This is a genomic window from Campylobacter sp. JMF_06 NA1 (genome assembly GCF_027737785.1).
In the GTDB taxonomy this organism is placed as follows: Bacteria; Campylobacterota; Campylobacteria; order Campylobacterales; family Campylobacteraceae; genus Campylobacter_B.
Map to the genome: position 1 here is coordinate 126496 of NZ_JAOVUA010000001.1, position 25736 is coordinate 152231.

26 protein-coding genes are annotated in these 25736 nt (G+C 39.5%); 23 read left to right on the forward strand and 3 right to left on the reverse strand.

From position 1 onward, the window contains the following. Positions 1–6: 6 nt before the first annotated feature. From OFO07_RS00670 to rho, 3 genes are all read left to right on the forward strand, one after another. Positions 7–1221: a beta-ketoacyl-ACP synthase II gene (locus OFO07_RS00670; RefSeq protein ID WP_270870576.1), complete on the forward strand. Its 1215-nt coding sequence runs from the start codon at positions 7–9 to the stop codon at positions 1219–1221. Then, a complete protein-coding gene (gene accA, locus OFO07_RS00675; protein WP_270870577.1) occupies positions 1221–2156 on the forward strand; it encodes an acetyl-CoA carboxylase carboxyl transferase subunit alpha in 936 nt (311 codons plus the stop codon). Before OFO07_RS00670 ends, accA begins: the two co-directional genes overlap by 1 nt. Positions 2157–2220: 64 nt before the next feature. Next, complete coding sequence (rho, locus tag OFO07_RS00680) at positions 2221–3576, forward strand: transcription termination factor Rho (protein WP_270859359.1); 1356 nt, start codon at positions 2221–2223, stop codon at positions 3574–3576. Between the two features lie 238 nt (positions 3577–3814). Here rho and OFO07_RS00685 read toward each other — a convergent pair whose 3' ends face one another. The 3 genes from OFO07_RS00685 to OFO07_RS00695 all read right to left on the reverse strand — a co-directional run bounded on the left by OFO07_RS00685 (position 3815) and on the right by OFO07_RS00695 (position 5899). Further along, positions 3815–4237 carry a hypothetical protein gene (locus tag OFO07_RS00685; protein WP_270870578.1) on the reverse strand — a complete coding sequence of 141 codons (423 nt, stop codon included), beginning with the start codon at positions 4235–4237 and terminating at the stop codon, positions 3815–3817. Between the two features lie 211 nt (positions 4238–4448). After that, on the reverse strand, positions 4449–5312 hold the full coding sequence (ftsY, locus tag OFO07_RS00690; RefSeq protein ID WP_270870579.1) for a signal recognition particle-docking protein FtsY: 864 nt from the start codon (positions 5310–5312) through the stop codon (positions 4449–4451). Next, positions 5312–5899 carry a TlpA family protein disulfide reductase gene (locus OFO07_RS00695; protein WP_270870580.1) on the reverse strand — a complete coding sequence of 196 codons (588 nt, stop codon included), beginning with the start codon at positions 5897–5899 and terminating at the stop codon, positions 5312–5314. The genes ftsY and OFO07_RS00695 overlap by 1 nt, the downstream gene beginning before the upstream one ends. A gap of 81 nt (positions 5900–5980) precedes the next feature. Between OFO07_RS00695 and OFO07_RS00700 the strand changes: the two genes are divergently transcribed. The 20 genes from OFO07_RS00700 (at position 5981) to OFO07_RS00795 (ending at position 25735) form a co-directional block, all read left to right on the forward strand. Continuing rightward, positions 5981–6598, forward strand: coding sequence for a 5-formyltetrahydrofolate cyclo-ligase (locus OFO07_RS00700; protein WP_270870581.1), 618 nt, complete (start codon positions 5981–5983; stop codon positions 6596–6598). Beyond that, positions 6531–8084, forward strand: coding sequence for a ribonuclease Y (rny, locus tag OFO07_RS00705; protein WP_270870582.1), 1554 nt, complete (start codon positions 6531–6533; stop codon positions 8082–8084). The genes OFO07_RS00700 and rny overlap by 68 nt, the downstream gene beginning before the upstream one ends. A 19-nt stretch (positions 8085–8103) precedes the next feature. Further along, complete coding sequence (locus OFO07_RS00710) at positions 8104–8676, forward strand: lipid-binding SYLF domain-containing protein (RefSeq protein ID WP_270861941.1); 573 nt, start codon at positions 8104–8106, stop codon at positions 8674–8676. Between the two features lie 32 nt (positions 8677–8708). Further along, positions 8709–9272, forward strand: a complete 564-nt coding sequence (locus tag OFO07_RS00715) for a DedA family protein (protein ID WP_333720325.1) — start codon at positions 8709–8711, stop codon at positions 9270–9272. Then, positions 9265–9714 carry a ribonuclease domain-containing protein gene (locus tag OFO07_RS00720; protein ID WP_270870583.1) on the forward strand — a complete coding sequence of 150 codons (450 nt, stop codon included), beginning with the start codon at positions 9265–9267 and terminating at the stop codon, positions 9712–9714. Before OFO07_RS00715 ends, OFO07_RS00720 begins: the two co-directional genes overlap by 8 nt. After that, complete coding sequence (locus OFO07_RS00725) at positions 9714–9971, forward strand: barstar family protein (protein ID WP_270870584.1); 258 nt, start codon at positions 9714–9716, stop codon at positions 9969–9971. Before OFO07_RS00720 ends, OFO07_RS00725 begins: the two co-directional genes overlap by 1 nt. A gap of 81 nt (positions 9972–10052) precedes the next feature. Next, on the forward strand, positions 10053–11057 hold the full coding sequence (gap, locus tag OFO07_RS00730; protein WP_270861938.1) for a type I glyceraldehyde-3-phosphate dehydrogenase: 1005 nt from the start codon (positions 10053–10055) through the stop codon (positions 11055–11057). A gap of 1 nt (position 11058) precedes the next feature. Then, positions 11059–12270 (forward strand): phosphoglycerate kinase, encoded by a 1212-nt coding sequence (locus OFO07_RS00735; protein WP_270869036.1) that lies wholly within the window; start codon positions 11059–11061, stop codon positions 12268–12270. Next, positions 12267–12959, forward strand: coding sequence for a triose-phosphate isomerase (locus OFO07_RS00740; protein WP_270870585.1), 693 nt, complete (start codon positions 12267–12269; stop codon positions 12957–12959). Before OFO07_RS00735 ends, OFO07_RS00740 begins: the two co-directional genes overlap by 4 nt. Beyond that, a complete protein-coding gene (gene fabI / locus OFO07_RS00745) occupies positions 12956–13774 on the forward strand; it encodes an enoyl-ACP reductase FabI (RefSeq protein ID WP_270870586.1) in 819 nt (272 codons plus the stop codon). Before OFO07_RS00740 ends, fabI begins: the two co-directional genes overlap by 4 nt. Before the next feature lie 53 nt (positions 13775–13827). Continuing rightward, positions 13828–14808: a 3'-5' exonuclease gene (locus OFO07_RS00750; RefSeq protein WP_270870587.1), complete on the forward strand. Its 981-nt coding sequence runs from the start codon at positions 13828–13830 to the stop codon at positions 14806–14808. Next, on the forward strand, positions 14801–15637 hold the full coding sequence (locus OFO07_RS00755) for a DNA ligase (RefSeq protein ID WP_270870588.1): 837 nt from the start codon (positions 14801–14803) through the stop codon (positions 15635–15637). The genes OFO07_RS00750 and OFO07_RS00755 overlap by 8 nt, the downstream gene beginning before the upstream one ends. Before the next feature lie 44 nt (positions 15638–15681). Further along, positions 15682–16671, forward strand: a complete 990-nt coding sequence (gene galE / locus OFO07_RS00760; RefSeq protein ID WP_270870589.1) for a UDP-glucose 4-epimerase GalE — start codon at positions 15682–15684, stop codon at positions 16669–16671. Then, positions 16671–17966 (forward strand): hypothetical protein, encoded by a 1296-nt coding sequence (locus OFO07_RS00765; protein ID WP_270870590.1) that lies wholly within the window; start codon positions 16671–16673, stop codon positions 17964–17966. Before galE ends, OFO07_RS00765 begins: the two co-directional genes overlap by 1 nt. Before the next feature lie 4 nt (positions 17967–17970). Further along, complete coding sequence (locus tag OFO07_RS00770; protein ID WP_270870591.1) at positions 17971–19419, forward strand: lipopolysaccharide biosynthesis protein; 1449 nt, start codon at positions 17971–17973, stop codon at positions 19417–19419. Beyond that, positions 19416–20483 carry a glycosyltransferase family 4 protein gene (locus tag OFO07_RS00775; RefSeq protein WP_270870592.1) on the forward strand — a complete coding sequence of 356 codons (1068 nt, stop codon included), beginning with the start codon at positions 19416–19418 and terminating at the stop codon, positions 20481–20483. The genes OFO07_RS00770 and OFO07_RS00775 overlap by 4 nt, the downstream gene beginning before the upstream one ends. Then, the gene (locus OFO07_RS00780) at positions 20480–21466 is read left to right on the forward strand and encodes a glycosyltransferase family 2 protein (RefSeq protein WP_270870593.1); all 987 of its coding nucleotides are present in this window, start codon (positions 20480–20482) and stop codon (positions 21464–21466) included. Before OFO07_RS00775 ends, OFO07_RS00780 begins: the two co-directional genes overlap by 4 nt. Continuing rightward, a complete protein-coding gene (locus OFO07_RS00785) occupies positions 21463–22434 on the forward strand; it encodes a glycosyltransferase family 2 protein (protein WP_270870594.1) in 972 nt (323 codons plus the stop codon). Before OFO07_RS00780 ends, OFO07_RS00785 begins: the two co-directional genes overlap by 4 nt. Before the next feature lie 9 nt (positions 22435–22443). After that, positions 22444–23571 (forward strand): N-acetylgalactosamine-N,N'-diacetylbacillosaminyl-diphospho-undecaprenol 4-alpha-N-acetylgalactosaminyltransferase, encoded by a 1128-nt coding sequence (pglJ, locus tag OFO07_RS00790; protein ID WP_270870595.1) that lies wholly within the window; start codon positions 22444–22446, stop codon positions 23569–23571. Further along, a complete protein-coding gene (locus OFO07_RS00795) occupies positions 23564–25735 on the forward strand; it encodes an STT3 domain-containing protein (protein ID WP_270870596.1) in 2172 nt (723 codons plus the stop codon). The genes pglJ and OFO07_RS00795 overlap by 8 nt, the downstream gene beginning before the upstream one ends. Position 25736 lies beyond the last annotated feature (1 nt).

A 25736-nucleotide genomic window follows, 5' to 3' on the forward strand; every position in this document is an offset into this window, starting at 1 on the left:
TTGATCTTGAAAAGAGTCGTAGTAACCGGAATTGGCATGATTACAGCCCTTGGCCTTGATAAAAAAAGTAGTTTCGAAAACATTTGCAGCGGAAAAACCGGAGTAGGCAAGATTACACTTTTTGATGCGAGCGAATTTCCAGTTAGCATAGCAGCCGAAGTTAAGGATTTCGATCCTAGCGTGGTTGTCGAAGACGGCAAAGAGATCAAGAAAATGGATAGATTTATTCAACTAGGACTAAAAGCTGCCGCAGAGGCTATGAGCGATGCTAAATTTAGCGAATTTGACGCTGATGAGTTTGGTATCAGCTCAGCCGCTGGAATCGGTGGTTTGCCGAATATTGAGATCAACTCAAATGTCTGTTTGCAGCGTGGTCCTAGGAGAATTTCTCCATTTTTTATCCCGTCTGCACTAGTAAATATGCTAGGCGGATTTATTTCTATTTATCACAATCTCAAAGGTCCGAATTTAGCCAGTGTTACAGCTTGTGCGGCATCTACTCACGCTATCATCGAGGCAGCGAAAACTATCCAAGTCGGTGAAGCGAAAAAAATGTTAGTCGTTGGCGCTGAGGCTGCGATTTGCCCTGTCGGTATCGGTGGATTTGCCGCTATGAAGGCACTTTCTACCAGAAATGACGATCCTGAGCATGCAAGCAGACCGTTTGACGGGGAGAGAAATGGCTTTGTTATGGGAGAGGGCGCAGCTGCGCTTGTTTTAGAGACTTACGAGGACGCAGTTGCAAGAGGGGCTAAAATTTATGGCGAGCTTATCGGATATGGTTCTAGCGGTGATGCGTATCATATCACTTCGCCTACGCTTGATGGCCCGCTTCGCGCTATGAAAAAGGCCTATAAAATGGCTGGCGAACCAAAGGTTGATTATATCAACGCTCACGGCACATCTACTGCGGTAAATGACAGAAACGAAACAGCAGCTCTAAAAGAGCTATTTGGCGCAAATGTCCCAGCTGTAAGCTCTACAAAGGGTCAAATCGGGCATTGTCTTGGCGCAGCTGGTGCGATCGAGGCAGCGGTTACCCTACTAGCTATGGAAAGTGGAATTATCCCTCCTACAATCAATCAAATTTCAAAAGATCCAGAGTGTGATTTGGACTATGTCCCAAATACTGCGCGCAAAGCACAGATTGATTGCGTTATGAGCAACAATTTCGGCTTTGGTGGCACAAACGGATCTGTAATCTTCAAAAGAGTGAAATAATGGCAAGTTATCTTGATTTTGAAAAATCTATTAAACAAATAGATGATGATATCGCCAACGCAAAAATTCGTGGCGATGAGGACGCGGTTGAGATTTTAAACAAAAATTTAGAAAAAGAGGTTGCTAAAATTTACAAAAATCTTAGTGAATACCAACGCTTGCAACTAGCCCGCCACCCAGATCGTCCTTATGCGATTGATTATATCAGAGCGCTTTTAAAAGACGCTCACGAAATCCACGGCGATCGTGCGTATCGCGATGACGCGTCGATTGTGTGCTACCTAGGTATCATCGGCACACGCAAAATTGTCGTAATCGCAGAACAAAAGGGTCGTGGCACAAAAAATAAATTAAAGCGAAATTTCGGTATGCCTCACCCAGAAGGTTATCGCAAGGCTCTAAGAGTGGCGAAATTAGCCGAAAAATTTAATCTGCCTATTTTATTTTTAATCGACACTCCGGGTGCATATCCTGGAATTGGCGCCGAAGAGCGCGGACAAAGCGAGGCAATCGCGCGAAATTTATACGAACTTAGCAATCTACGCACTCCAACAATCGCCGTAGTTATTGGCGAAGGTGGAAGCGGTGGCGCGCTAGCTATCGGCGTAGCTGATAAATTAGCAATGCTACAAAACTCAATCTTTTCAGTTATTTCGCCAGAGGGCTGTGCGGCGATTTTGTGGAACGATCCAGAAAAAAGCGAAGCAGCGACAAAAGCGTTAAAGATTACCGCTGAGGAGTTAAAAGAGCTTGATTTAATCGACGATGTCATCGAAGAGCCTAAAATGGGCGCTCACAGAGACAGAGACGGTACAGCGAAACTGCTAGGAAACTATGTTTTAGCCGAGCTTGACAAGCTAGCAAATCTCTCAATCGATGAGATTATCACTCGCAGACAACAAAAAATTCTAAAATTTGGTGCGTTTAAGGAATAAAATTTTATAATTACAGCTACCTTTTACCGCCAAATTTTAAATCTTCAAATTTCAAAGAGGAACAATGGAAAACACTAAGGAAAATTCAACCCAACAAACCCAAACCGCCCCACAAGCACCAAATCACACGAAAAAAGTTCATGCTAAAACTCATGTCCCAGTAGAGGGATATCAAATCGAAGAGCTTCGCGCTATGGATTTAGAAAATCTTGTCGCAATCGCTGATGAGCTAGGTGTGGAAAATTCGCGAGAATTTCGCCGCCAAGAGCTCGTGTTTGAGATACTTCGCATGCAGACAAAACAGGGCGGATTTATTTTATTTACCGGAATTTTAGAGGTTACACCTGAGGGATACGGCTTTTTGCGAGGAATCGACTCAAACCTTAGCGACAGCGCAAATGACGCTTATGTCAGCCTAAGCCAAATTCGCAAATTTGCCCTTCGTGTGGGCGATATCGTCACAGGACAGGTCAGAGAACCAAAAGATCAAGAGAAATATTACGCGCTTTTAAAAATCGAAGCGATTAATTACAAATCAATCCAAGAAGCCAGAGAAAGACCACTTTTTGACAACCTTACTCCGCTTTTTCCGACTGAAAAATTACAGCTCGAATACGATCCGATGAAGCTAACTGGTCGCGTGCTAGACCTTTTTACGCCGATTGGCAAGGGTCAAAGAGCGCTTATCACAGCTCCGCCTCGCACAGGTAAAACTGAGCTTATGAAGGAGCTGGCAAACGGAATTACGAGAAATCACCCAGAGGTCGAGCTTTTGGTGCTTTTGGTAGATGAAAGACCAGAAGAGGTTACCGATATGGAGCGCAGTGTGCGTGGAGAGGTGTTTAGTTCGACTTTCGATCAGCCTGCGTTTAACCATGTGCGCGTGGCTGAACTCGTTATCGAAAAGGCAAAACGCGCCGTCGAAATTGGCAAAGATGTGGTGATTTTGCTCGATAGCATTACCCGCCTTGCGCGCGCTTACAACACAGTAACCCCAGCTAGTGGTAAGGTGCTAAGCGGTGGTGTCGATGCCAACGCACTTCACAAGCCAAAACGCTTTTTTGGAGCGGCGCGAAATATCGAAAACGGCGGATCGCTTACTATCGTGGCGACTGCGCTAATCGAGACGGGATCTCGTATGGACGATGTGATTTTCGAGGAGTTCAAAGGCACTGGAAATAGCGAGATTATCCTAGATAGAAATATCAGCGATCGCCGAATTTACCCTGCGATTAATATCACAAAATCAGGCACGAGAAAAGAAGAGTTGCTCCAAGGTGCGCAAAATTTGCAGAAAATTTGGGCTATTCGCTCTGTGGTTTCTACGATGGACGATGTCGAGGCACTGAAATTTTTATACCCAAAAATCCTAAAAACCAAAAACAACGCAGAACTTTTATCAATTATGAACGAGCAGTAGAAATTTTGCTTTTGCTTCTATGCAAAAGCAAAATTTTTATTTTATCTTCTACAATTTTAATTTATTTCAAAAGTTTTTAGTTTTTTATAGAGTTCGGCATTATGTAGTTCTCTGCAAATGTCTTTATTTTCATTTATATTTTTTGTTTCTATAATGTATTTACTGTCGCTTTCTTTCAAAACCATCTGAGCGCAAAAATCTATTTGCCCCTTTGATTTCAAGCCTATACTATATTCTATTAGTTTGCCTTTTGTTTTAATGCTTCATCTTTAAAATGTCTAACCGTGGTCATAGATTGTAAATCCCTAAATTCTCCACGCAAAGAAAAATCATCTCTTATCTGTTTTAGTGCAGTTTCAAACTCTTGCGAGTAAGCAAGTCCAATTGGTGTTGTTTTTACTTCTTGTCTAGTCATCCCAATGCTAAGCATACCTAGTAGCATTGGTGAAGTAGCAAAGGCGATAATGATTAATATCCAAGAAATAATCGCAACTAATTTTGAAGCAACTCCTTTAACCGCCTTAATCGTAGCGATAATCGCACAAACAAGAGCAAGCGGAACAAATAAAATTCCTAAAAAGAAAATTCCTAAAATAGCAAATACGATAGCTAAAATTCCAGCCGTATTGCCACTACCTTGATTGATAACTATGATTTTCATCTGCCATAAAAACTCCTTAGAAAAAATAAAGAGTGATTATAGCTCCCCCCCCCGTTAAAATTTGCTGAATTTAAGCTTAATACATAAATTTTACGCGTAGTACTTGGAATTTGGAAAATTATATTAAATTTTTATGGACGAGTGAAACTCGCCCATAAATTTTATTTCGCATTTTTTGCTTTATAAATTTGCAAATTTAAAGTGAAATTTCTTATTCAAAAAGTCCATCGACTAGGGTATCGACAAACTCATCTGGGTTAAATTTGATCAAATCGTCCATACTTTCGCCCACGCCGACATACAAAATCGGGATTTCTAGCTCGCGCGCAATCCCAAAAAGCGCGCCACCTTTTGGCGTGCCGTCAAGTTTGGTAATGATTATGCCATCAAGTTTTGTGATTTCATTAAACGCTTTTGCCTGAATTACGCTGTTGTTTCCCTGCGTCGCATCAAGCACGATGATTTTGCGATGTGGCGCACCCTCGCAGGCTCTGGCTGAGATACGCACGATTTTTTCTAGCTCGTTTGCTAGGTTTTTTTGGTTTTGAAGTCTGCCGGCTGTATCGATTAGCACGCGATCTAGCCCCTTAGCGACGGCTGAGCTAATGGTATCGTAAGCCACAGCCGCAGGGTCGTGGCCTTGCGCGGTAGCGATGATAGGGACATTTATGATTTGCGACCAGCGTTTTATCTGCTCGACTGCGCCCGCCCTAAATGTATCGCACGCGCCCAAAATCACGCTATTTCCAGCTTTTTTGTATAAATTTGCCAGCTTTGCGACAGAGGTTGTCTTGCCTGCGCCATTTACGCCAAGGATTAGCTCGACATAAGGTTTAGCAGGGGTGAAATTTTCGTGTTCATACATAAAATATGTCTTCATTACACGCTTTAAATCGGCCTTTTCGACGAATTCGTTAGGCGGGAGATAAAATATAATTTCCTCGATGATTTCATAATCCACATCGGCTTCTAAAAGCATTTCTTCAAGCACATCTTTTGAAATTTTGCTTTTGCCGCGGGCCTCCTTCATAGCCTCGATCGTCTTGCTAAGACCTTTTTTAAAAAAATTAAACATTATAAAATTTTCTCCATTTCGAGTGTTAAAATTTCTTCGGGAATCAAACCGAAATATTGAGCGCTAAACTCGCCTTTTTTGTCATAAACCACCAAATACGGGATTTCTGAAATCCCTCCAAGCGTGCCCATGAAAAAATCATTTGCCTCGCCATAGGCTATTTTAAATTTGGCTTTTACCTTTTTTTCATACTCTTTTAGCTCGTCTAATGAAATCTCATCAGCTATCAAAACAGCCACTACATCGAGCTTATCGCCGTATTTTTCCACGAGCGCATTAAGCGCACTTGCCTGAATCGTGCAGGCATCACACCACGAAGCAAAAAAGGCAAAAAGCGTGGTTTTGCCGCCATTTTCTATGCTAAAACCATTTTTGTTTTTTTGCATATTTAAAATTTGATTATTTGTAAATGTGAGCGAAAACGGCGCAGTGTAATTGGTGCCAATACTGCTTTCTGTGGGGATATTTTCATTTTCGGCGCTTTGGGTTATCTCTGGCTCGCTATTTGCGCTTTGCTCGTCCTTTTTCTCGCACCCAGCAAGGACGAAAAAACCCATAAGCAGAGCTAGTAAAATTTTAAATTTCATTTGTTGCCTTGTAAATTTTGATGTGGAATTATACTTAAACTTGCTAAAATAGCCGTTAAAATTTAATACAAAGTTAAAATCGTGGAAAAAAATGAATTTAGGAAAATTTGCAAATTTAGGCTTAAATTTCGTGCCAAAATTTCAGCCAAATGCACTTCGTATATCATTTCTAGGCGCATTGCGAATTTAATCCGCGCTCTTGGTGCGCGCAAAATTTTAATTTTTTTGCCACTAAAATACGAGCCCGAAATTTTGTTTTTGAAAAATTTAATGGGTAAAAAATGCGAATTTTATCTTCCGCGTATAACGGATATTAATTTAAAAATGGTAAAATTGCGACTTCCTTTTGTCAAATCGCATTTTGGGTTGCGTGAAACACTGCCCCAAAACGGCTATTTTGGCAAGGTGGATTTAGCGGTTATTCCAGTGGTTGGAGTAGATGGAAGGCTCGCTAGAATAGGACATGGTAAAGGATATTATGATATGTTTTTTTCAGGTCTAAAACACAAACCTACCGTGGTTTTTGTGAGCTTAGAGGATTGTTTCACAAATGAAATTTTATCTTTGAGCCACGATGTGGTAGGTGATTTTTACATTACTCCGAGCAAAAATTACTTTAAAAGAGGAAAATATGATAGAGATCTTAATCGCCTTGTGCGCTCTTGCGGTGGGCGCTGGCATAGGGTATGGGGTAGCTAGAAAAATCAATAACGCAAATTACGATGTATTGATTGAACAAGCAAAAGCAAAGGCAAAAGCCATAGAATTCGAAGCCGAGGGCGTGCTTAGGGATTCTAAAATTTCAGTCCAAGAGGCTGAATTGGAAGCCAAAAAGAAATACGAGGAAAAGTCAAATCATCTCCAAAAAGATTACAACCAAAAATTCAACGAACTGAACAAAAAAGAACAAGCTCTTTTAACCGAACAAGAGGTGCTTAAAAACAGCAAAGCAGAGGTAGAAAATGTTAGAAATGAAGCTAAATTTCTCTACGATGAGGGCGTAAATTTAAAGAAAAATTACGAGGAAAAACTAGCCGAATCACTGAAAGTTTTAGAGCGCGTGGCTGGATTTACGCAAAGTGAGGCAAGAGATGAAATTTTGCGTAAGGTCGAGGAACAATCACGCATAGATATCGCTCATATCGTGCGCAAACACGAGGAAGAGGCGAAAAAAGAGGCTAGAAAAAAGGCAAATTATATCATCGCTCAGGCGACTTCGCGTTTTGCTGGCGAGTTTGCGGCTGAACGCCTAATAAATGTCGTAAATATCAAAAACGATGAGCTAAAAGGCCGAATTATCGGTAAAGAGGGTCGCAATATCAAAAGCTTGGAAATGACGCTGGGCGTAGATGTCATCATCGATGATACGCCAAATGCGATTATCGTTAGCTCGCACAATCTTTACCGCAGGGCTATCGCTGTGCGCGTAATCGAGCTTTTGATTGAAGATGGTAGAATTCAGCCAGCTAGAATCGAGGATATTTATAAAAGAGTTTGCGATGAGTTCGAATCAAGCATTTTAGAAGAGGGCGAAAATATCGTTATGGATCTAGGCATTGGCAAACTACACCCAGAAATTTTAAAACTTATCGGAAAGTTAAAATTCCGTGCAAGCTATGGTCAAAACGCCCTTGCGCACTCGCTTGAAGTAGCGCATTTAGCAGGAATTATCGCAGCTGAGACGGGTGGCGATCCAAAACTAGCCAAAAGAGCCGGACTTTTGCACGATATCGGCAAGGCTCTTACGCACGAATACGAGGGCTCGCATGTGGATTTGGGCGCAGAGGTTTGTCGCAGATATAAAGAGCACCCAGTCGTGATTAATGCGATTTTCGCTCACCACGGACACGAGGAAGCTACAAGCGTGGAAAGTGCCGCTGTGTGCGCAGCTGACGCGCTAAGTGCGGCTAGACCTGGGGCAAGGCGCGAAGTATTGGAGAGCTTCCTAAAAAGGGTTAATGATATAGAGACAATCGCACTTGGCAAAAACGGCGTAAAACAAGCTTATGCAATCAACGCTGGACGCGAAATTCGCGTCATTGCCAATGCAAAATTAATCAACGATGATGAGGCTGTGCTAATCGCAAAAGAGATCGCCGAGGAAATCCAAGACAAGGTGCAATTCCCGGGCGAAATCAAGGTAAATGTCATACGCGAACTGCGCGCAGTCGAAATCGCTAAATAAATTTAACTAAGGATAAAAAATGAAAAAAATCATACTTTCACTTTTGCTTTTTGTGGGCGCACTTTTTGGAGAGGACGAGCTTTTGATAAATAGCGCAGGCGCGTATTCGTCTGTGATGAAAAGCAACTCTGCGTATAAATACCTAGCTAATGAGGCCGAGGCTGTGCTGATTTTCCCAAGTGTGAAAAAGCTAGGCTTTATCATAGGCGGAATGTATGGCGAGGGCGTCATCGTCTATAAGGGCGGTCAGGTAAGCGCTGTGGATATTTCAAACGCTAGTATCGGGCTACAAATAGGCTATGAGGATAATTATTTGGTAATTTTCGTGATGAGTGAGGCTATGATAAATAAAATGCGCAAATCCCAAATCACCCTTTCAGGCGATGCGACAGCCGTGGTTGGCAATTACAGCGCGGATTCTGGCAGACTTGATATGATAAATAAAGATATGTATGTTTTCACAAGCAAGGGTGGATTTTTCGCCGGAGTAAGCCTAGGTGGCTCTGTCATAGAGACCAAAAATAGCGTGGCTTTCGATACTTCCACACAAGAATACAGGCTTTTAATGCAGGTTTTAGGGCGAAATTTTTAGGCTAGATTAAGCGGGTAAATTTCATGGATTCTATGTTTGAAAACCTCCATACTTGGGGATATTTACTACTTTTTTTATACACTTTGGGCGGTGGATTTATCGCCTTGGTGGCTGCTGGAATTTTAAGCTTTACAGGCGAACTTAATATTTGGGTTTGCATAGCCGTAGCCTGCGTGTCGAATTTCTTGGGCGATACAGGGCTGTTTTGGGTCAGCCGCTACAACAAAAAAGATATCATGCCATACCTAAAAAAACAGCGCCGAAATTTGGCTTTGTCGCAAATTTTATTCAAACGATACGGCGATAGGATAATTTTAATCCAAAAATTCATCTATGGGCTAAAAACCTTAGTTCCAATCGCCATTGGTATCACAAAATACTCGTTTTTGAAATTTAGCATTTTAAACGCGGTTAGTTCGCTTGTGTGGGCACTTATCATCGGACTTTTGAGCTTTTATGCTGGGGATTTCGTCCAAGAAATCTACTCTCATATCAAAGAAAAACCTTATATCGCGCCACTAATCCTAGCTTTGGTTGTAGCAGCGATAATTTGCTATTTTAAATTTGCAACCAAAAAAAGAATCAAAAGTGAGTAAAAAATTTCTAAATTTTGCCCTGATTTTCGGGGTTTTAGCATTAGTTTTATTTTTATTTTATGGCAAAAATTCTATTTCGCAAAGCGCGCAAGATAATGGCGCACAAACGCCAGCAAGCGAGCTTTGCATTAGCAAAGAGTGCGTGAGCGAGCATATCAAAGCGCACGGAAAACTGCCTTCAAATTTCATCACTAAAAAGCAGGCAAACGCCCTTGGTTGGAGCGGTGGCGATCTGCACGCATACGCGAAGGATAAATCGATCGGTGGCGATAGATTTGGAAATTACGAGCGCGCGCTTCCTGCTAAAAAGGGCAGAATTTACACAGAGGCTGATATTGATTACAAGGGTGGAGCTAGGGGTAAAAAACGGCTAGTGTTTTCAAACGACGGCTTGATTTTTTACACAAAAGACCATTACAAGAGCTTTGAGAGGGTGCAATAATGAAAATAATCACAATCGACGCAGCCAAAGTAAAAAGCAAAGCCGGGCTTTATAAATTCATCGCCAAACGCCTAAATTTCGAGCCTGATTACATTACAAACCTAGACGCACTTTATGACGCGCTAACCGAGAGAAACGACGCTGAATTTATCATAGAAAATGGCCAAATTTTAAAAGATAAATTTGGCGAATTTTATGAAATTTTGCTAAGCGTTTTTATTGATAGTGGCGTGAAATTTAGCGTCAAAAACAGCTAAAATTTAATCCATTTTACCGTTAATTAACCCAAATTTTTGTAATATTATAAGATTTTTAAAATTTCATTTTAAGGAAAAATTATGGCAACAAAAATTGCAATTAACGGCTTTGGACGCATCGGCAGATGTGCAGCCAGAATCGCGCTAAATCGCGATGATGTAGAGCTAGTGGCTATCAACGATACCGCTAAACGCGACCTTACTAGATACTTGCTTCAATACGACACAGTTCATGGGGAATTTAATAAAAAAGTTGAAATCATAAACGACGATTACATCGCAGTAGATGGCAAAAAAATCAGAGTTTATAGCACCAGAGACGCTAGCGAGCTAGATTTCGCGGGGCTTGGTGCCCAGGTCGTGCTAGAATGCACGGGAGCATTTTTAACCACAGAAAAATGCAAACCATTTTTGGATAACGGCATTAAACTTGTCGTTATGAGCGCCCCTGCTAAGGACGATACTCCGACTTATGTAATCGGCGTAAATCACGAAAGCTATGCAGGCGAGAGCGTGATTTCAAACGCTAGCTGCACCACAAACGGACTTGGCCCTGTGGCTAAAATTTTAGACGATGAGCTAGGTATCGAAAAGGGCTTGATGACTACAATCCACGCTTATACAAACGGCCAAAGCCTAGTCGATGTCAAAAGCCGTGATTTCCGCAGAAGTCGTGCGGCAGCGTGCAATATCATACCGACTACGACAGGCGCAGCCAAGGCGATCAGTCTGATTTTGCCACAGCTTAAAGGCAAAATGCACGGACAAGCTGTGCGCGTGCCAGTAGCAAATGTCTCAATGGTAGATTTGACTGTATCGACCAAAAAAGAGACCACAGCTGACGAGCTAAATGAAATTTTTAGAAAATACGCTAATGGCGCAATGAAGGGAATTTTGGTCGTCGATGATGACAAACGCGTATCAAGCGATTTTTGCACTTCGACATTTTCGACAGCTGTGGCGAGCGATTGCACGCAGGTGATTGGTGGAAATTTAATCAAAGTGCTAAGCTGGTATGATAACGAGTGGGGTTATAGTAACAGATTGGTTGATTTAGCGGTTTTCGCAGCGTCAAAAAGGGGTTAAAATGAGCCAAATTTTAGATATTAAGGATTTGAATTTTACAGACGGTGCGAAAGTTTTTATTAGATGCGATTTTAATGTGCCTATGGACGAGTTTGGCAATATCACAGACGATCGCAGAATCCGCTCATCAATCCCTACGATTCGCTACTGTTTGGATAATGGTGGTTGCGTGATTTTAGCAAGTCACCTTGGTCGCCCAAAAAACGGCTACGAGGAGAAATTTAGCCTTCGCCCTGTGGCGAAAAGACTTGGCAGATTGCTTGATCGCGAGGTCAAATTTGTCGATGATATCGTAGGAGAGCGCGCTAGCAAGGCAGTTAGCGAGCTAAAAAAGGGCGAGCTTTTATTATTAGATAATTTGCGTTTCGAAAAGGGCGAAACCAAAAACGATACTGAATTAGCCAAAAAATTAGCTAGTTATGGTGAATTTTATGTCAATGACGCATTTGGCGTATGCCACAGAGCACACGCAAGCGTCGAGGCTGTGACGAAGTTTTTCGACAACGAGCACAAAGCGGCTGGATTTTTGCTACAAAAAGAGATTAAATTCGCCGCTGATTTGATTAAACGCCCAGCCCGTCCTTTCGTCGCTGTAACTGGCGGTAGCAAGGTCAGTGGCAAGCTCCAAGCCTTGCATAATTTGCTTCCAAAAGTCGATAAACTCATTATTGGTGGCGGTATGGCTTTTACATTTTTAAAAGCCGTTGGATACGATATCGGAAATTCGCTTTTAGAAGAGGATTTGATCGAAGAGGCCAAAAATATCTTGCGCAAAGGCAAGGAATTAGGGGTTAAAATTTATATCCCAGTCGATACTATCGCAGCCCCTGCTTGCTCGCAAGATTCTGTTATGAAGCGCGTAACGGTCCAAGAAATCCCAGCTGGCTGGATGGGGTTAGATATCGGACCTGCGACCGTAGCGCTTTTCAAAGAGGCACTTGATGATGCGCAAACTATCTGGTGGAACGGCCCTATGGGCGTGTTTGAGATCGATAAATTTGCGCGCGGAAGTATGCGTATATCGCACTTCATCGCCGATAGCGACGCTACGACCGTCGTGGGCGGTGGCGATACAGCCGATGTGGTCGAAAGAGCCGGAAACGCCGATGATATGACATTTATCTCCACAGGTGGTGGGGCTAGCTTGGAGCTAATCGAGGGTAAAGAGCTTCCTGGCGTAAAAGTCCTAACTATCGAGGATAGCGAGCAATGATACTAGCCGCAAATTTAAAATGCAATCACACTAGGGCTAGTTTCGAGCGTTATTGCGAAATTTTAAATGCAAATTTAGGCGATGAAATTTTATCAAAACACGAAATTTTGGTATTTCCGCCAAGTGTGGCTTTAAATTTGGGAAATCACAAATTTATCCAAGGCACACAAAATTTCTATCCATGCCAAAACGGCAGTTTCACAGGCGAAATCGGCAAGGAAATGCTGGGCGAGTTTGGCATAAACTGCGTTTTAATCGGACATAGCGAAAGGCGTGAAATTTTGGGCGAAAGCGATGAGCTAATCGCGCGAAAATTTGAATTCGCAAAGGCAGAGGGCTACAAAATCATCTTTTGTATCGGCGAAAACGAGGCTGTGTATAAAGAGGGCAAAACCAAGGATTTTCTAGCCTCTCAGCTTGAAAAAATCGATTTAGATTACCAAAATTTGGTTATCGCTTATGAGCCGATTTGGGCGATAGGCACGGGAAATACCGCAACTAGCGAAATCATAGATGAAATTTTAAGCTTTTTGCGAACTAAAACAAAGGCTCCTTTGCTATATGGGGGAAGCGTAAATTTAAAAAATATCGCCGAAATTTCGCAAATTCCAAGTTGCGACGGCGTTTTAGTGGGAACGGCTAGTTGGAACGCAGAAAATTTCATAAATTTAATCAAGGAAGCAAAATGATACTAAAAGGTAAAAAAGGGCTAATCGTCGGCGTTGCAAACAACAAATCTATCGCTTATGGCATTGCGAAAATTTGCCACGAACAGGGAGCGGAGTTAGCTTTTACATTTTTAAATGACGCTTTGAAAAAGCGCGTCGAGCCGATTGCAGCGGAGCTTGGAAGCGATAAAATTTATGAGTTAGATATCAACAACGACGAGCATTTGGCGAATTTGCGCGCGAGTTTAGAAAAAGATTTTGGCAAATTTGACTTCGTGCTTCACGCTGTGGCATTTGCCCCACGCGAGGCGCTTGATGGCAAATTTATCGACACTACAAAAGATGCTTTTAATATCGCTATGCAAACCTCGGTTTATTCGCTGATTGCGCTTACAAACGCAGTCGAGCCTTTGCTAAATGATAATGGAGCGATTTTAACTCTTAGCTATCTTGGTGGCGTGAAATTTGTGCCACATTACAATGTCATGGGCGTAGCAAAAGCAGCGTTAGAGAGCTCAGTTCGCTACCTAGCGCACGATTTGGGTGAGCGCGGAATTCGCGTAAATGCGATTTCAGCGGGTCCGATTAAAACTCTCGCAGCTAGTGGAATCGGCGATTTCCGCCTAATCCTAAAATACAACGAAAAAAATGCCCCACTCAAACGAAATGTCGATATTTTCGAAGTCGGCAAATCTGGTGCATATTTGCTTAGCGACTTTGCCAGCGCAGTTACGGGCGAGATTCACTATGTCGATTGCGGTTATAACATAATGGGCATGGGCGACATCGCCACCGATGACGAGGGCAACACAATCCTAGCGATTGATAAAAACTAATCCTTTTATCCGCCGTTTTGGCGGATAAACTAGCTTGATTTTATGGAAAATTTATGAATAAAAAACAATCTTACATCTGCGTTTTTGACTGCGAAACTGTGCCTGATACTACGGCTTTGCTTCGAATTTTAGACAAAGAAATCATTGATGAGTGCTATGATGAATTTGACAAAAAAAAATATGCCAAAATTTTGCTTGCTGGAATTGATGCGAAAATTCAGAGCAAAAATGATAGCATCTCAAACACTCTGCCTAAAATTTACGGCGATGAGCCGATTTTTAACGATGATAAAAGCAAAATTTTAAACCACAAAAAGCTCTCAATCGCGGCAATGGCGCATTTCAAGGAAAAAACAGGAAGCGAGTTTTTGCCTATAAATTTCCACAAAGTCGTAAGTATCAGCGCGGTTTTGGCTGATGAATTTGGCAAATTTGTGCGCGTAAGCACCCTGCAAGCAGACGATGAAAAGGGCAAAATCAAAAAATTTATTGATTTTATCAACTCGCACAATCCGCGCCTTGTAAGCTTCAACGGGCGCGGCTTTGATTTGCCGATGATTATGGTGCGCGCAATGGTGCATAATATCAGCGCCAGCGAGTATTTTTGCACCGATGATAAGCTTGCGAACAAGGATAAATGGACGAATTATCGCTCGCGATATGACGGGGTTTTTCACCTCGATTTGCTCGATCATATTTGCGATTTTGGCTCTGTTAGGGGGCTCAAACTCGACTTTTTGTGCGCGTCTTTGGGACTGCCTGGCAAATACGATGTGCATGGCGATCAGGTTTTGGAACTGTTTTATGACGAAAAGGGCGATAAAATCGACGAATATTGCCAGAGCGACACGCTAAATACATACTGGCTTTTCCTAAAATACGAGCTTTTGCGTGGCAAAATTTTGCTAAATGATTATTTGGATAATCTAAATTTGATGAGCGAGTATCTGCAAAAACACTGCGCCGATATGGGGTATAGCGAGGTTTTTTGCGAATTTATCGCGCGCGAGATTGAGAAATTTAAAAATGAATAAATTTGCAAAAACGCTTTTTTGTATTTTTTTATTTTTCGCAAATTTGGCTTTTGGCGATGAATTTCGCCCAATGCTACTTAAAGAGTATAAAAAAGGTATGGATATCACTGGCTGGGTCGTAAGCGAAAAACTCGACGGAATCCGCGCCGTATGGGACGGCAAGACGCTTCGCTCACGCAAGGGCAAAATCATAAATGCGCCTGAATCTTGGACAAAAGGATTTCCAAATTTTATGATCGAAGGCGAGCTTTGGAGCAGGCGAGGCGAGTTTGAAAAAATCGCTTCGATTGTGAGCAAAGCCACGCCAGATGAGCGTTGGAGCGAGATTAAATTTTATATTTTTGATTTGCCAAATGAGAGAAAAAATTTGTTTGAAAAAATGAATATATTGTCAAATTTTATTGAAAAAAACGGCGTGCAAAATTTAGTCGTAATCCCGCAAACTCCGGTTAGTTCGCATGAACAAATCGAAGAAATGCTAAATTTAGTCGTAGAAAATGGCGGTGAGGGGCTGGTGATCCGAAATCCATACGCGCTGTATGAGAGCGGACGCAGTGCAAATATCCTAAAATACAAAAAAATGCGCGATAGCGAGTGTAAAATTACACGAATTAATCCGGGATACGGCAAAAACAAGGGCAAAATGGGCTCTGTAACTTGCGTGGATATAAAAAGTGGAGTGAAGTTTAAAATAGGGTCTGGTTGGAGCGATGAGTGGCGCGCAAAACCCCCTAAAATCGGCACTATTATCACTTATCAATACCAAAATTTAACAAGTGAAAAAAAGCCTAGATTTCCTACATTTTTGCGCCTGAAACCCGCAATTTAACAAATTTGGGTATAATCAAAAAATTTTTTTAAAAGGAAAATGATATGAAAATTTTAGTTACAGGTGGCGCTGGATACATCGGCTCACATGTTTTAAAGCAACTTTTAGAATCAAATCGCCATGAAATCGTGGTTGTCGATAATCTTTGCAAAGGCTCGATGAAGGCAATCGACGCGCTTAAAAGCGTGGGCGAGTTTGAATTTATCAAAGAAAATTTGGAAAATTTACCGGTAATCGAGGAAATTTTTAAAAGAGGAAAATTTGACGCGATTATCCATTTTGCGGCGTTTATCGAGGTTGCCGAGAGTGTGAAAAACCCGATAAAATACTATCTAAACAACACCGCAAACGCGATAAATTTAATCGCGCTTTGCCAAAAATACGGCGTGAAAAATTTCATTTTTAGTTCAACTGCTGCGACTTACGGCGAGCCAGAAAACGGCAAAGTAACCGAGGAAAGCCCGCAAGCTCCGATAAATCCGTATGGCAAAAGCAAGCTTATGGTCGAGTGGATACTAAAAGATACAGCCGCTGCGAACAAGGATTTTAAATTTGGAATTTTGCGCTATTTCAATGTCGCAGGCGCTTCAAGCGACGGACTTATCGGACAAAACTATCCAAACGCAACACACTTGATCAAAATCGCAACACAAACAATCACTGGCAAACGCGATAAAATGTATATTTTCGGCGATGATTACGATACCAAAGACGGCACTTGTATCAGGGACTATATCCATGTCGAGGATCTCGCGAGCGCGCATTTAGCGGTGCTAGAATACTTGCAAACCAACGACAGCAATGTCTTTAATGTGGGTTATGGCACTGGATTTAGCGTCAAAGAGGTCATCAGCGAGGCTAAAAAGGTAAGTGGAGTGGATTTTGCGGTCGAAATTGCGCCGCGTCGCGAGGGCGATCCAGCTTGTCTAATCTCAAATGCTTCAAAAATTCGCTTCCAAACAACATGGGTCCCATGCCACGAGGATTTAGACGAGATAATCCAAAGTGCGCTAAATTGGGAAAAGAAAAATTAATGAGCTTTAAGCATAAAATTTTAGCTTTAATACCGCTTAGTGTAAAAAAAAACGCAATTTTTAATAGATTAGTTAAGTATTACGAAGTCTTTAAATATCGCAAAATTTTAAAAGAAAGCCCAAAGCACTACGAAAGCGTCATACGCGAATTTAAAAGCAAAAATTCTAAAATTCGCTTTGGCGTATATATCGCTTACGATAGTATGTTTGGCGGAAAAAAACTTTGCGAAATCATAAAAAACGATGATGCATTTGAATATGTCAAATTTGTCATCGTGCCAAACACTATGCGAAATAAAGAGCAGATGATAGCGACTTATAATGCTACAAAAGATTTTTTTATCAAACATTACGGAAATGAAAGCGTTATAGACGGATACGATGAAAAAAGTGGCGAATTTTTGGATAGAAGTTCGCTATTTGATGCTGTTTATATCGCTTCGCCGTATGAGTTAGATAAACATAAATTTCACTCGTTGTCGTATCTTTCTAAACAAAATTTATTGCCGTTTTACTTGCAATATGCCTTTTCGCATTTCAAATATGGTGATCACGTAATCGCCGCTGTTCCTGGCGTTAGTTTTTTATGGCGAGTATTTTTAAATAATAAATTTGAATATGACGGCTTTAAAAAATTTTCCCTTTCAAGTGGTAAAAATGCCAAAATCAGCGGATATGCGAAGATGGATGACTTTGCAAATTCACAAATAAAAAATAGAGATAAAAAGCGAATTATCATCGCCCCACATCACTCTGTAAAATCGCAACAATTAAAAATCGCAAATTTTTTATATTATTATGATTTGATTTTGCGTCTTCCGAAAATTTTCCCAAATGTAGAATTTATCTTCCGCCCACATCCACATCTTTTTATAAATTTAGAAAATTACGGTTTTTGGGATAAAGAAAAAATCCAGAATTATCAAAATGAAATAAAATCATGCATGGAATACTCTGTTGGCGGAGACTATTTAGAAATTTTTGCAAATGCTGATGGCATAATACACGATTGTGGTTCGTTTATTTCAGAGTGGCTATTTAGCGGCAAAAAGGGCTGTTTTGTGTCATTTGACGGTGCTGTTTTTAACCAGCTTTCTAAATTTGGCAAAGAGGCGCTGAAATTTTATGATATCGCGAAAAACCAAAATGACATCATCGAGTATGTAAAAAATGTGGAAAATGAAAAATTTACAAATTTAAACTTACAAGATGTCGGAAAAAATATTACAATAAACTATCCAAATGCTTCAAAATTCATTGTTGATGAGATTAAGAAAACTTTAAAAAGCGAATAAATTAATGCAAAAAAACATAATTCAAAAAACCAAATTTGGTATTTTATGGAACGCTTTTGAGAAATTTGGCGTTCAAGGACTTGGATTTATTTTTAATGTTATTTTGGCACGAATTCTTTCGCCAAATGATTATGGATTATTTGCACTTTTGATTGTATTTGTTAGCTTTTGTCATGTTTTTGTGGAGGGCGGATTTACAAGGGCGCTAATTCAAAAACAAGACAGAAGCGAGATAGATTTTTCAACTGCATTTATTTTCAATATCGCAGTTGCGGTGGTTGCGTATATTATTTTATTTATCGCTTCACCTTTTATTGCTGATTTTTATGATAAACCTGAGCTTGAAAATTTAGCAAAAGTTCTATTTTTGCTAGTGGTTTTATACTCTCTTAATATCGTGCAAATCGCTAAATTTCAAATCGATGTAAATTTTAAAAAGATTGCTTTGATAAATTTGGTAGCACTTATTATTAGTGGAGTTGTAGGAATTGCACTAGCGATGAGCGGTTTTGGGGTTTGGGCACTTGTTTTACAGCTTTTGCTAAAACAATGTATCGTCATAGCGATGAGTTGGTATTATAGCCAGTGGCGACCAAGGGCTGAATTTAGCAAAGTTTCGTTTGATCGACTTTTTGGTTTTGGCATAAAGCTTAGTTTAGTTGGGTTTATCGCTATGGTGCTAGCTAATATTTACAATCTTTTTATTGCAAAAATTTATGACACGCATCAATTAGGACTTTATCATCAAAGCGAAGTTGTTCCTACGGCTGTTTTTGGGGCTGTAACAAGTGCCATTGCGACGGCGACTTTCCCACTTTTGAGTGCATTGCAAAATGATAAAAGTGAGCTTGTGAGAATTTTTAAACGCCTTATTAAAATCACTTCGCTTTTAACAATCCCTGTTATGGTGGGTTTAGCAGTGATTAGCGAAAATTTTATTTTAGTTTTTTTGACAGATAAATGGATCGCAGCAGCTCCGCTTTTGTTTTGGTTTTGTCTGTGCTATATTTTTACGCCGATTAGCACTGTAAATTTAAATATTTTACCAGCCATAGGCAGAAGTGATCTGTTTTTAAAAATCGCTCTAATCAAGCTTCCGCTAACTTTAACGATGATGGCGATAACCTTTCCGATTAGCCTAAAAGCTATCATTATGGGTCAGGCTTTGCTTGGATTTATCGCATTTTTTATAAATACATATTTGATTAAAAAATACTATAATTTCGGTGCATTTGAACAACTAGCCTATATTTGGCAAAGTTTTGCGGCGTCTTTAATCATGGCAGTGGTTATGTTTTTTACAGATAAATTTATACAAAGTCCGCTTTTAAGTTTGATTGTTTGCGTTATCGTTGGAGCGATAACATATATTTTCTCGCTTTGGGTTTTAAAAGAAGAAGAGCTTTTTATTTTTATAAAAAAATTAAAAAATAAATTTGGAATAGAAAAATGAAAATTTTATTCGTAATTTCAGCACTTGGCAAGGGTGGGGCAGAGCGAGTTTTGCAGGTTTTGGCAAATAAACTTTGCAATAAGCATGAAGTTGAGATTTTAAAATTTGATAGCGATGAGCCTTTTTATGAATTTTCGCAAAAAATAAAGATCAAAAATTTAAATCTAGGCGTTGGAAATTTAGGATTTTTTGGCAACATAAAAAAACGATTTGGCAAAATTTTCGCCCTAAGAAATGAGCTTAAAAACAGCGATGCAGACATCGTAATATCGTTTTTGGATAATACAAATATTTTAACACTACTTGCAAATTTTGGCGTTGGTAAAAAAATCATCATAACAGAACACATAAATTATAATTTTTTGCAAGGGTTTTGGCGAGTGCTAAGACGGCTAACTTACCCTTTTGCGGACGGCTTAACGGTGCTTACGAAGTATGATTATGAGCGATACCCTTATGTCAAAAATCGCACCATTATGCCAAATCCTATGTTTGAAATACCAGAAATTTCTGGGTTTAAAAAAGAAAATTTAATTTTAAGTGCAGGGCGTTTGATACCGCATAAAGATTTTAAAACATTTTTAAAAGCCCTAAATTTGGTGGATAGTAAGCTTTTAAAAGGCTGGAAAATCGTCATTGCAGGAGACGGAAGCGAGAGAGAAAATTTGCAAAATTTAGCTAACAAGCTAAATTTAAATATCGATTTTGTTGGCTTTGTAAGTAACCTGCACGAATATTACGCCAAAGCAAAGATTATCGCGGTAACTAGCACACAAGAGGGATTTTGCAATATCTTAATGGAAAGCATTTATTTTGATATTGCTAGGATTTCCACAGACTGCATAGCTGGTCCAAGTGAGTTAATAAATGACGAAAAAGATGGCTTTTTATGCGAAGTCGGCGATGAAAAAGGCGTGGCAGAAAAATTAGAAATTTTAATGTGTGATGAAAATTTGCGAGAAGAATTTATAAAAAATGCAAATTTAAGGCGAAATGATTTTTTGGCTGAAAATATTTGTAAAAAATGGGTAGATTTTATTAATTTAACTTTGGAGAAAAAATGAACGAAAATCCCTTAATTTCAATAATAATCCCCGTTTATAATGTTGAAAATTTTTTGCATGATTGCCTAAATTCTGTAATTTCGCAAACTTATACAAATTTAGAAATTATTTTAGTCGATGACGGAAGCACAGATAAAAGCGGGAAAATCTGCGATGAATTTGCATTGCGTGATAGTCGCATAAAGGTAATGCACCAAAAAAACGCAGGTCAAGCCGTCGCACGAAATAATGCTCTTGAAATTTGCAAAGGCGAATTTATAACTTTTATCGATAGTGACGATATTGTGGGTGAAAATTTAATTAAAATTTTGCACGATTTAACACAAAAATTTAATACAAAAATCGCAATGTGCGGTTATAAAGAATTTTATCAAAACGCTGAAATTGCTAAAATTTTAGAGCAAAATAAAAACGCAAAAGAGTGCGAAAAATTAGATCAAGAAGAGCTTTTTAGCCGTGCTTTGCATAGAAATCCATATTTTATGAGTGGGGTTCCAAGGGCTTTATATTCCAAAGAAATTTGGCAAAATTTGCGCTTTCCTGCGGGTGAGATTTATGAAGATGTGGCGATTTGGTTTGATATTTTTAATCAAAGCGAAACAGCACTAACCTATGAAAATCTATATTTTTACAGAACTCGCACAAGTTCAACCGTAAATTCGTTTGAAAAAAGGCATTTAATTATTATCAAAAATGTGCGAAAATTTGGCGACAGCATTATAAATGCTTATCCAAGTCTAGCTAAAAAAGCTATTTCAATGAAGTGCAACAATGCCTTAAATACGGCATTTAACATTATTCGCTCAGGCAGTAGTGAGTTTGAAAATGAGATAAACGAGCTACACGCTTTTGTGCGAAAAAATTTAAATTTAACATATTTTTTGATACCGAATAAAGCCTATAAAATCGTTATGATGATACTTTTTTATATTTCGCCAAAGCTTTTAAAAGCGTTTTATAAAGCAGTCAAGGCTGTGCGATGAATCCACTAATTTCAGTAATAATCCCTGTTTATAATGTCGAAAATTTTTTATATGATTGCCTAAAATCGGTAATTTCGCAAACTTATACAAATTTAGAAATTATTTTAGTCGATGACGGAAGCACAGATAAAAGTGGCGAAATTTGCGACGAATTCTCACTGCGTGATAGTCGCATAAAGGTAATGCACCAAAAAAACGCAGGTCAAGCCGTCGCACGAAATAATGCTCTTGAAATTTGCAAAGGCGAATTTATTACTTTCATTGATAGCGATGATATTGTAAACGAAAATTTAATTGCAATACTATACGATTTAACACAAAAATTTAATACAAAAATCGCAATGTGCGGTTATAAAGAATTTTATCAAAACGCTGAAATTGCTAAAATTTTAGAGCAAAATAAAAATGACAAAAATGGTGAAGTAATAGACGCAAAAGAGATTTTTAAGGGGTGTTGCGTTGGAGATAGTTACTTTATGAGTGGTGTTTGTAGATTTCTTTTTGCAAAAGAAATTTGGGCGAATTTGCGCTTTCCTGTGGGCGAACTTCACGAAGATGTGGCGATTTTTGGTGAAATTTTTCAAGATGAAAATGTCGCTATAACAAGAGATAATCTCTATTTTTATAGAGTTAGACATAGCTCTTCTATGCATACTTTAAGCGAAAAATATTTTAGTATTTTTAAAAATACAGAGAAATTTATAAGCTCAGTTTTGCAAAAGTTTCCAGATTTAAAGGAATTTTGCGATTACAAGCGTTGTCTTACGATTTTAATTGTTGCTGAAAAACTTATCGAACCACAAAACCATATTTTTGTTCAAAAAGGTAAAAATTTTCACAAAATAGTAAAAGAAAATTTAAATATAAAATTTGCACTCAAACAAGGCAATTTTGGGAAAAAACTGATTTTATACTATATTCACCCAAAACTGTTTGAAGTGGTTTATAAAATTTATAAAAAGATTTAAGGTGAAGCGATGAAAAAACTAAGCGTATTTATTTATTCTATGGCTGGTGGTGGGGCTGAGCGGGTTGTGAGCAACCTTTTACCCGAGCTTTGCAAGGCTTACGAAGTGCATTTGATTTTGATGAACGATAGAATTTTTTATGAAATTCCAAATTCGGTGCAGGTGCATTTCATAGAAAAATCAGCTCCGTTTGAAAATGGCTTAAAAAAGCTAATCAAACTGCCATTTTTAGGGCTAAAATATAAAAATTTATGCAAAAGATTAGGCGTTGATATTCACTTTGTCTGGATGAATCGACCTTGTTATGTGGCTGGTTTTGCGCGAATTTTTGGAGATAAAAAACCTTTGATAATCAATGAGTGTTCGACGCCAAGCGTGCTTTACAAAGAGCCAAATTTAAAATCAAAAATCAGCAAATTTTTGCTGAAACGGCTCTATCCGAAAGCCGATTTTATCTATCCAAATTCGCTTGGCAATTTGGCAGATTTGCGTGATAATTTTGGCATAAATCCAGCCAAAATGGGAGTTTTATACAATGCGCTAAATTTAGACGAAATCGCGCAAAAATCACAAGAAGCAATTGGCCAAGAAAAGCCGTTTTTTCTAAGCGTTGGCAGACTTGATGCCGGGAAAAATCACGAGCTTTTGATTCGTGCTTATGCAAAGCTTAAAAATTGTGATAAAGATTTGCTGATTTTAGGCGATGGTATGTTGCGTGAGCATTTGCAAAATTTAATAAATGAGCTTGGGCTAAAAGATAGGGTAAAACTACTTGGTTTTGATAATAATCCTTATAAATATATGTCAAAATGCTATGCTTTCGTTTTCGTTAGCCTTTTTGAGGGCTTTTCAAATGCGCTAATTGAAGCTTTGGCATGTGGAAAACTCGTCATTTCAAGCGATCATCAAAGTGGCGCAAGAGAGCTTTTAGGGGAAAATGAGTGGGGTGTTTTAGTTGGCGTAAATGACGAAGAGGGCACGATAAAAGCTATGCAAAAAGCGATTGATGAGCCTGAATTTGTAAAAATTTATGAAAAAAAGGCTAAAATAAGAGCCACTTTTTTTGACAAAAAAAAGATAAGCAAAGATTTAATCTTAAAAATTGAAGAAATCGACAAAGGATATAGGGGTGAATAATAGCGCGCAAAACACGCAAAATGGGGCAAATTTGCCACAACAAAAAGGTGGCATTTTTAAATTTATTAAAAATTTTGAACTCTCCAAACATTTGTTAATTTTGATTGTTTTAGCTTACGGCGTGAGCGTGATTTTTAGGCTGTATTGGGTGTATTGGGCGAGTGGATACTCTCACATACTTGCGTGGAATAATCAAATCATGATCAACACAAACGACGGCTATGCGTTTGCTGAGGGGACAAGGGACTATTTGGCTGGATTTCATCAGCAAAATGATTTAAGTTACATTGATTTTCCCCTAGCCAAGCTAACTGCATTATTAGCGCAGATTACGCCATTTTCGCTAGAAACCCTATTTTTGTATATGCCGGTTGTTTTTTCATCGCTTATCGTCGTGCCGATTTTGCTCATTTCGGCTGAATTTCGCGCCCTTAGGGCTGGATTTATCGGCGCGCTAGTTGCTTGCGTGGCAAACAGCTACTACAACCGCACAATGGCTGGGTATTATGATACCGATATGCTAAATATCGTCTTGCCGATGTTTATCTTGTGGGCGTTTATCAGGGTTTGCACCAAGGGCGATGCTAGGGCGCTATTTTTTACAGGCGCATTTGGGATTTTTTATTTGTGGTGGTATCCGTCTAGCTTTTCGCTAAATGCGATGATGCTAGGCGCGCTCGTGCTTTATACGCTTGTTTTTGCGCGCAAAAATTTGGTGAATTATGAAGCGATAATTATATTTTTGCTAGCGATTTGTATGTTTAATTTATATGCTAAAATTTTGCTTTTTTTAGCGATTTTTTATCTTTTTGCATACAAAAAAGAGCTTGTAAATTTTAGAATTTTGCTTGGCGTGGGAATTTTGGTCTTTGCGATTTTTGTCTATTGTGGCGGATTAAATCCGATTATTTTCCAGGCTAAATTTTACATTTTCCGCTCACTTGCGGACAATCCTGACACGATTTTTCACTTTTTTAATGTCAATCAAACTATCCAAGAAAGCGGTCTGGTGCCAAAAGAAGTTTTCATGCGCCGAATCAGTTCGAGCGTGATTGTCTTTGTGGTGGCGTGCGTAGGATATGTGGTGCTGTGTTTTAGGCACAAAGAGTTTTTGCTCTCACTGCCACTTTTGCTTTTGGGCTTTGCAGCAAACAAAGCTGGGCTTAGATTTACCATTTATGCTGTGGGCGTAATGGGGCTAAGCTTTGGGTATATTTTGTATTTTTCGGTAAAACGGCTAAATCTGCCAAAATTCGCTGGTCGCATTATCTTGCTAGCCTTAACTATTTTGGCGCTTTATCCAGCGTGGCAACACATCAAGGCCTACACCGTCGAGACTGTGTTTTTCAAAAGCGAGGTTGAGGTTTTAGACAAGCTCAAAACTATCGCCGATCGCGAGGATTACGCGCTTGCGTGGTGGGATTATGGCTATGTCATAAGGTATTATTCCGATGTCAAAACCCTAATTGACGGTGGCAAGCACCTAGGCAACGACAACTACCCGGTAAGTTTCGCGCTTTTGGCTGATCAATACAGCTCAGCGCACATGGCGCGCGTAGATGTCGAATACACAGAGCGAAATTTCACCGAGAAATTTCCAAATAAAATAAAGCAAATTTTAGCTGATTACAAGCTCGATGATTTCAATGCGTTTTTGCTAAATTTAAGCCTGCCAGATTTCAAAACACCAGCTAAGACGCGCGATATTTATTATGTCTTGCCAGATCGCATGATGAGCATACTCTCGACCGTGTCACAGTTTTCGAACATCGACATAACCACAGGCAAAATGAAAAAAGATAAAATTTTCATTGCTAGTGAGAGGTTTTGGCAAGATGAGAGCGGTATAACTATGGATAATGGTATCAAAATCGCAAATAACTTGCTTAGCATAGAGGCCGAGGGCAATAAATTTCCGATAAATACATTTTTCGAAACCAGCCACAACGCTAGTGGCAAACTCGAAGTCAAAGAGATCAAAGTCGATAGCTCGGCGCAATTTTCGATAATTTATATGAAGGATTATGGCAGATTTTTGCTGCTTGACCCTGAAATGCTAAATTCGACCTATATTCAGCTTTTTGTGCTAGAACGCTATAAAAGCGATCTTTTCGAGCCTGTGGTCATAAGCCCAGCTGTGAAAGTTTATAGATTAAAGAAATAAA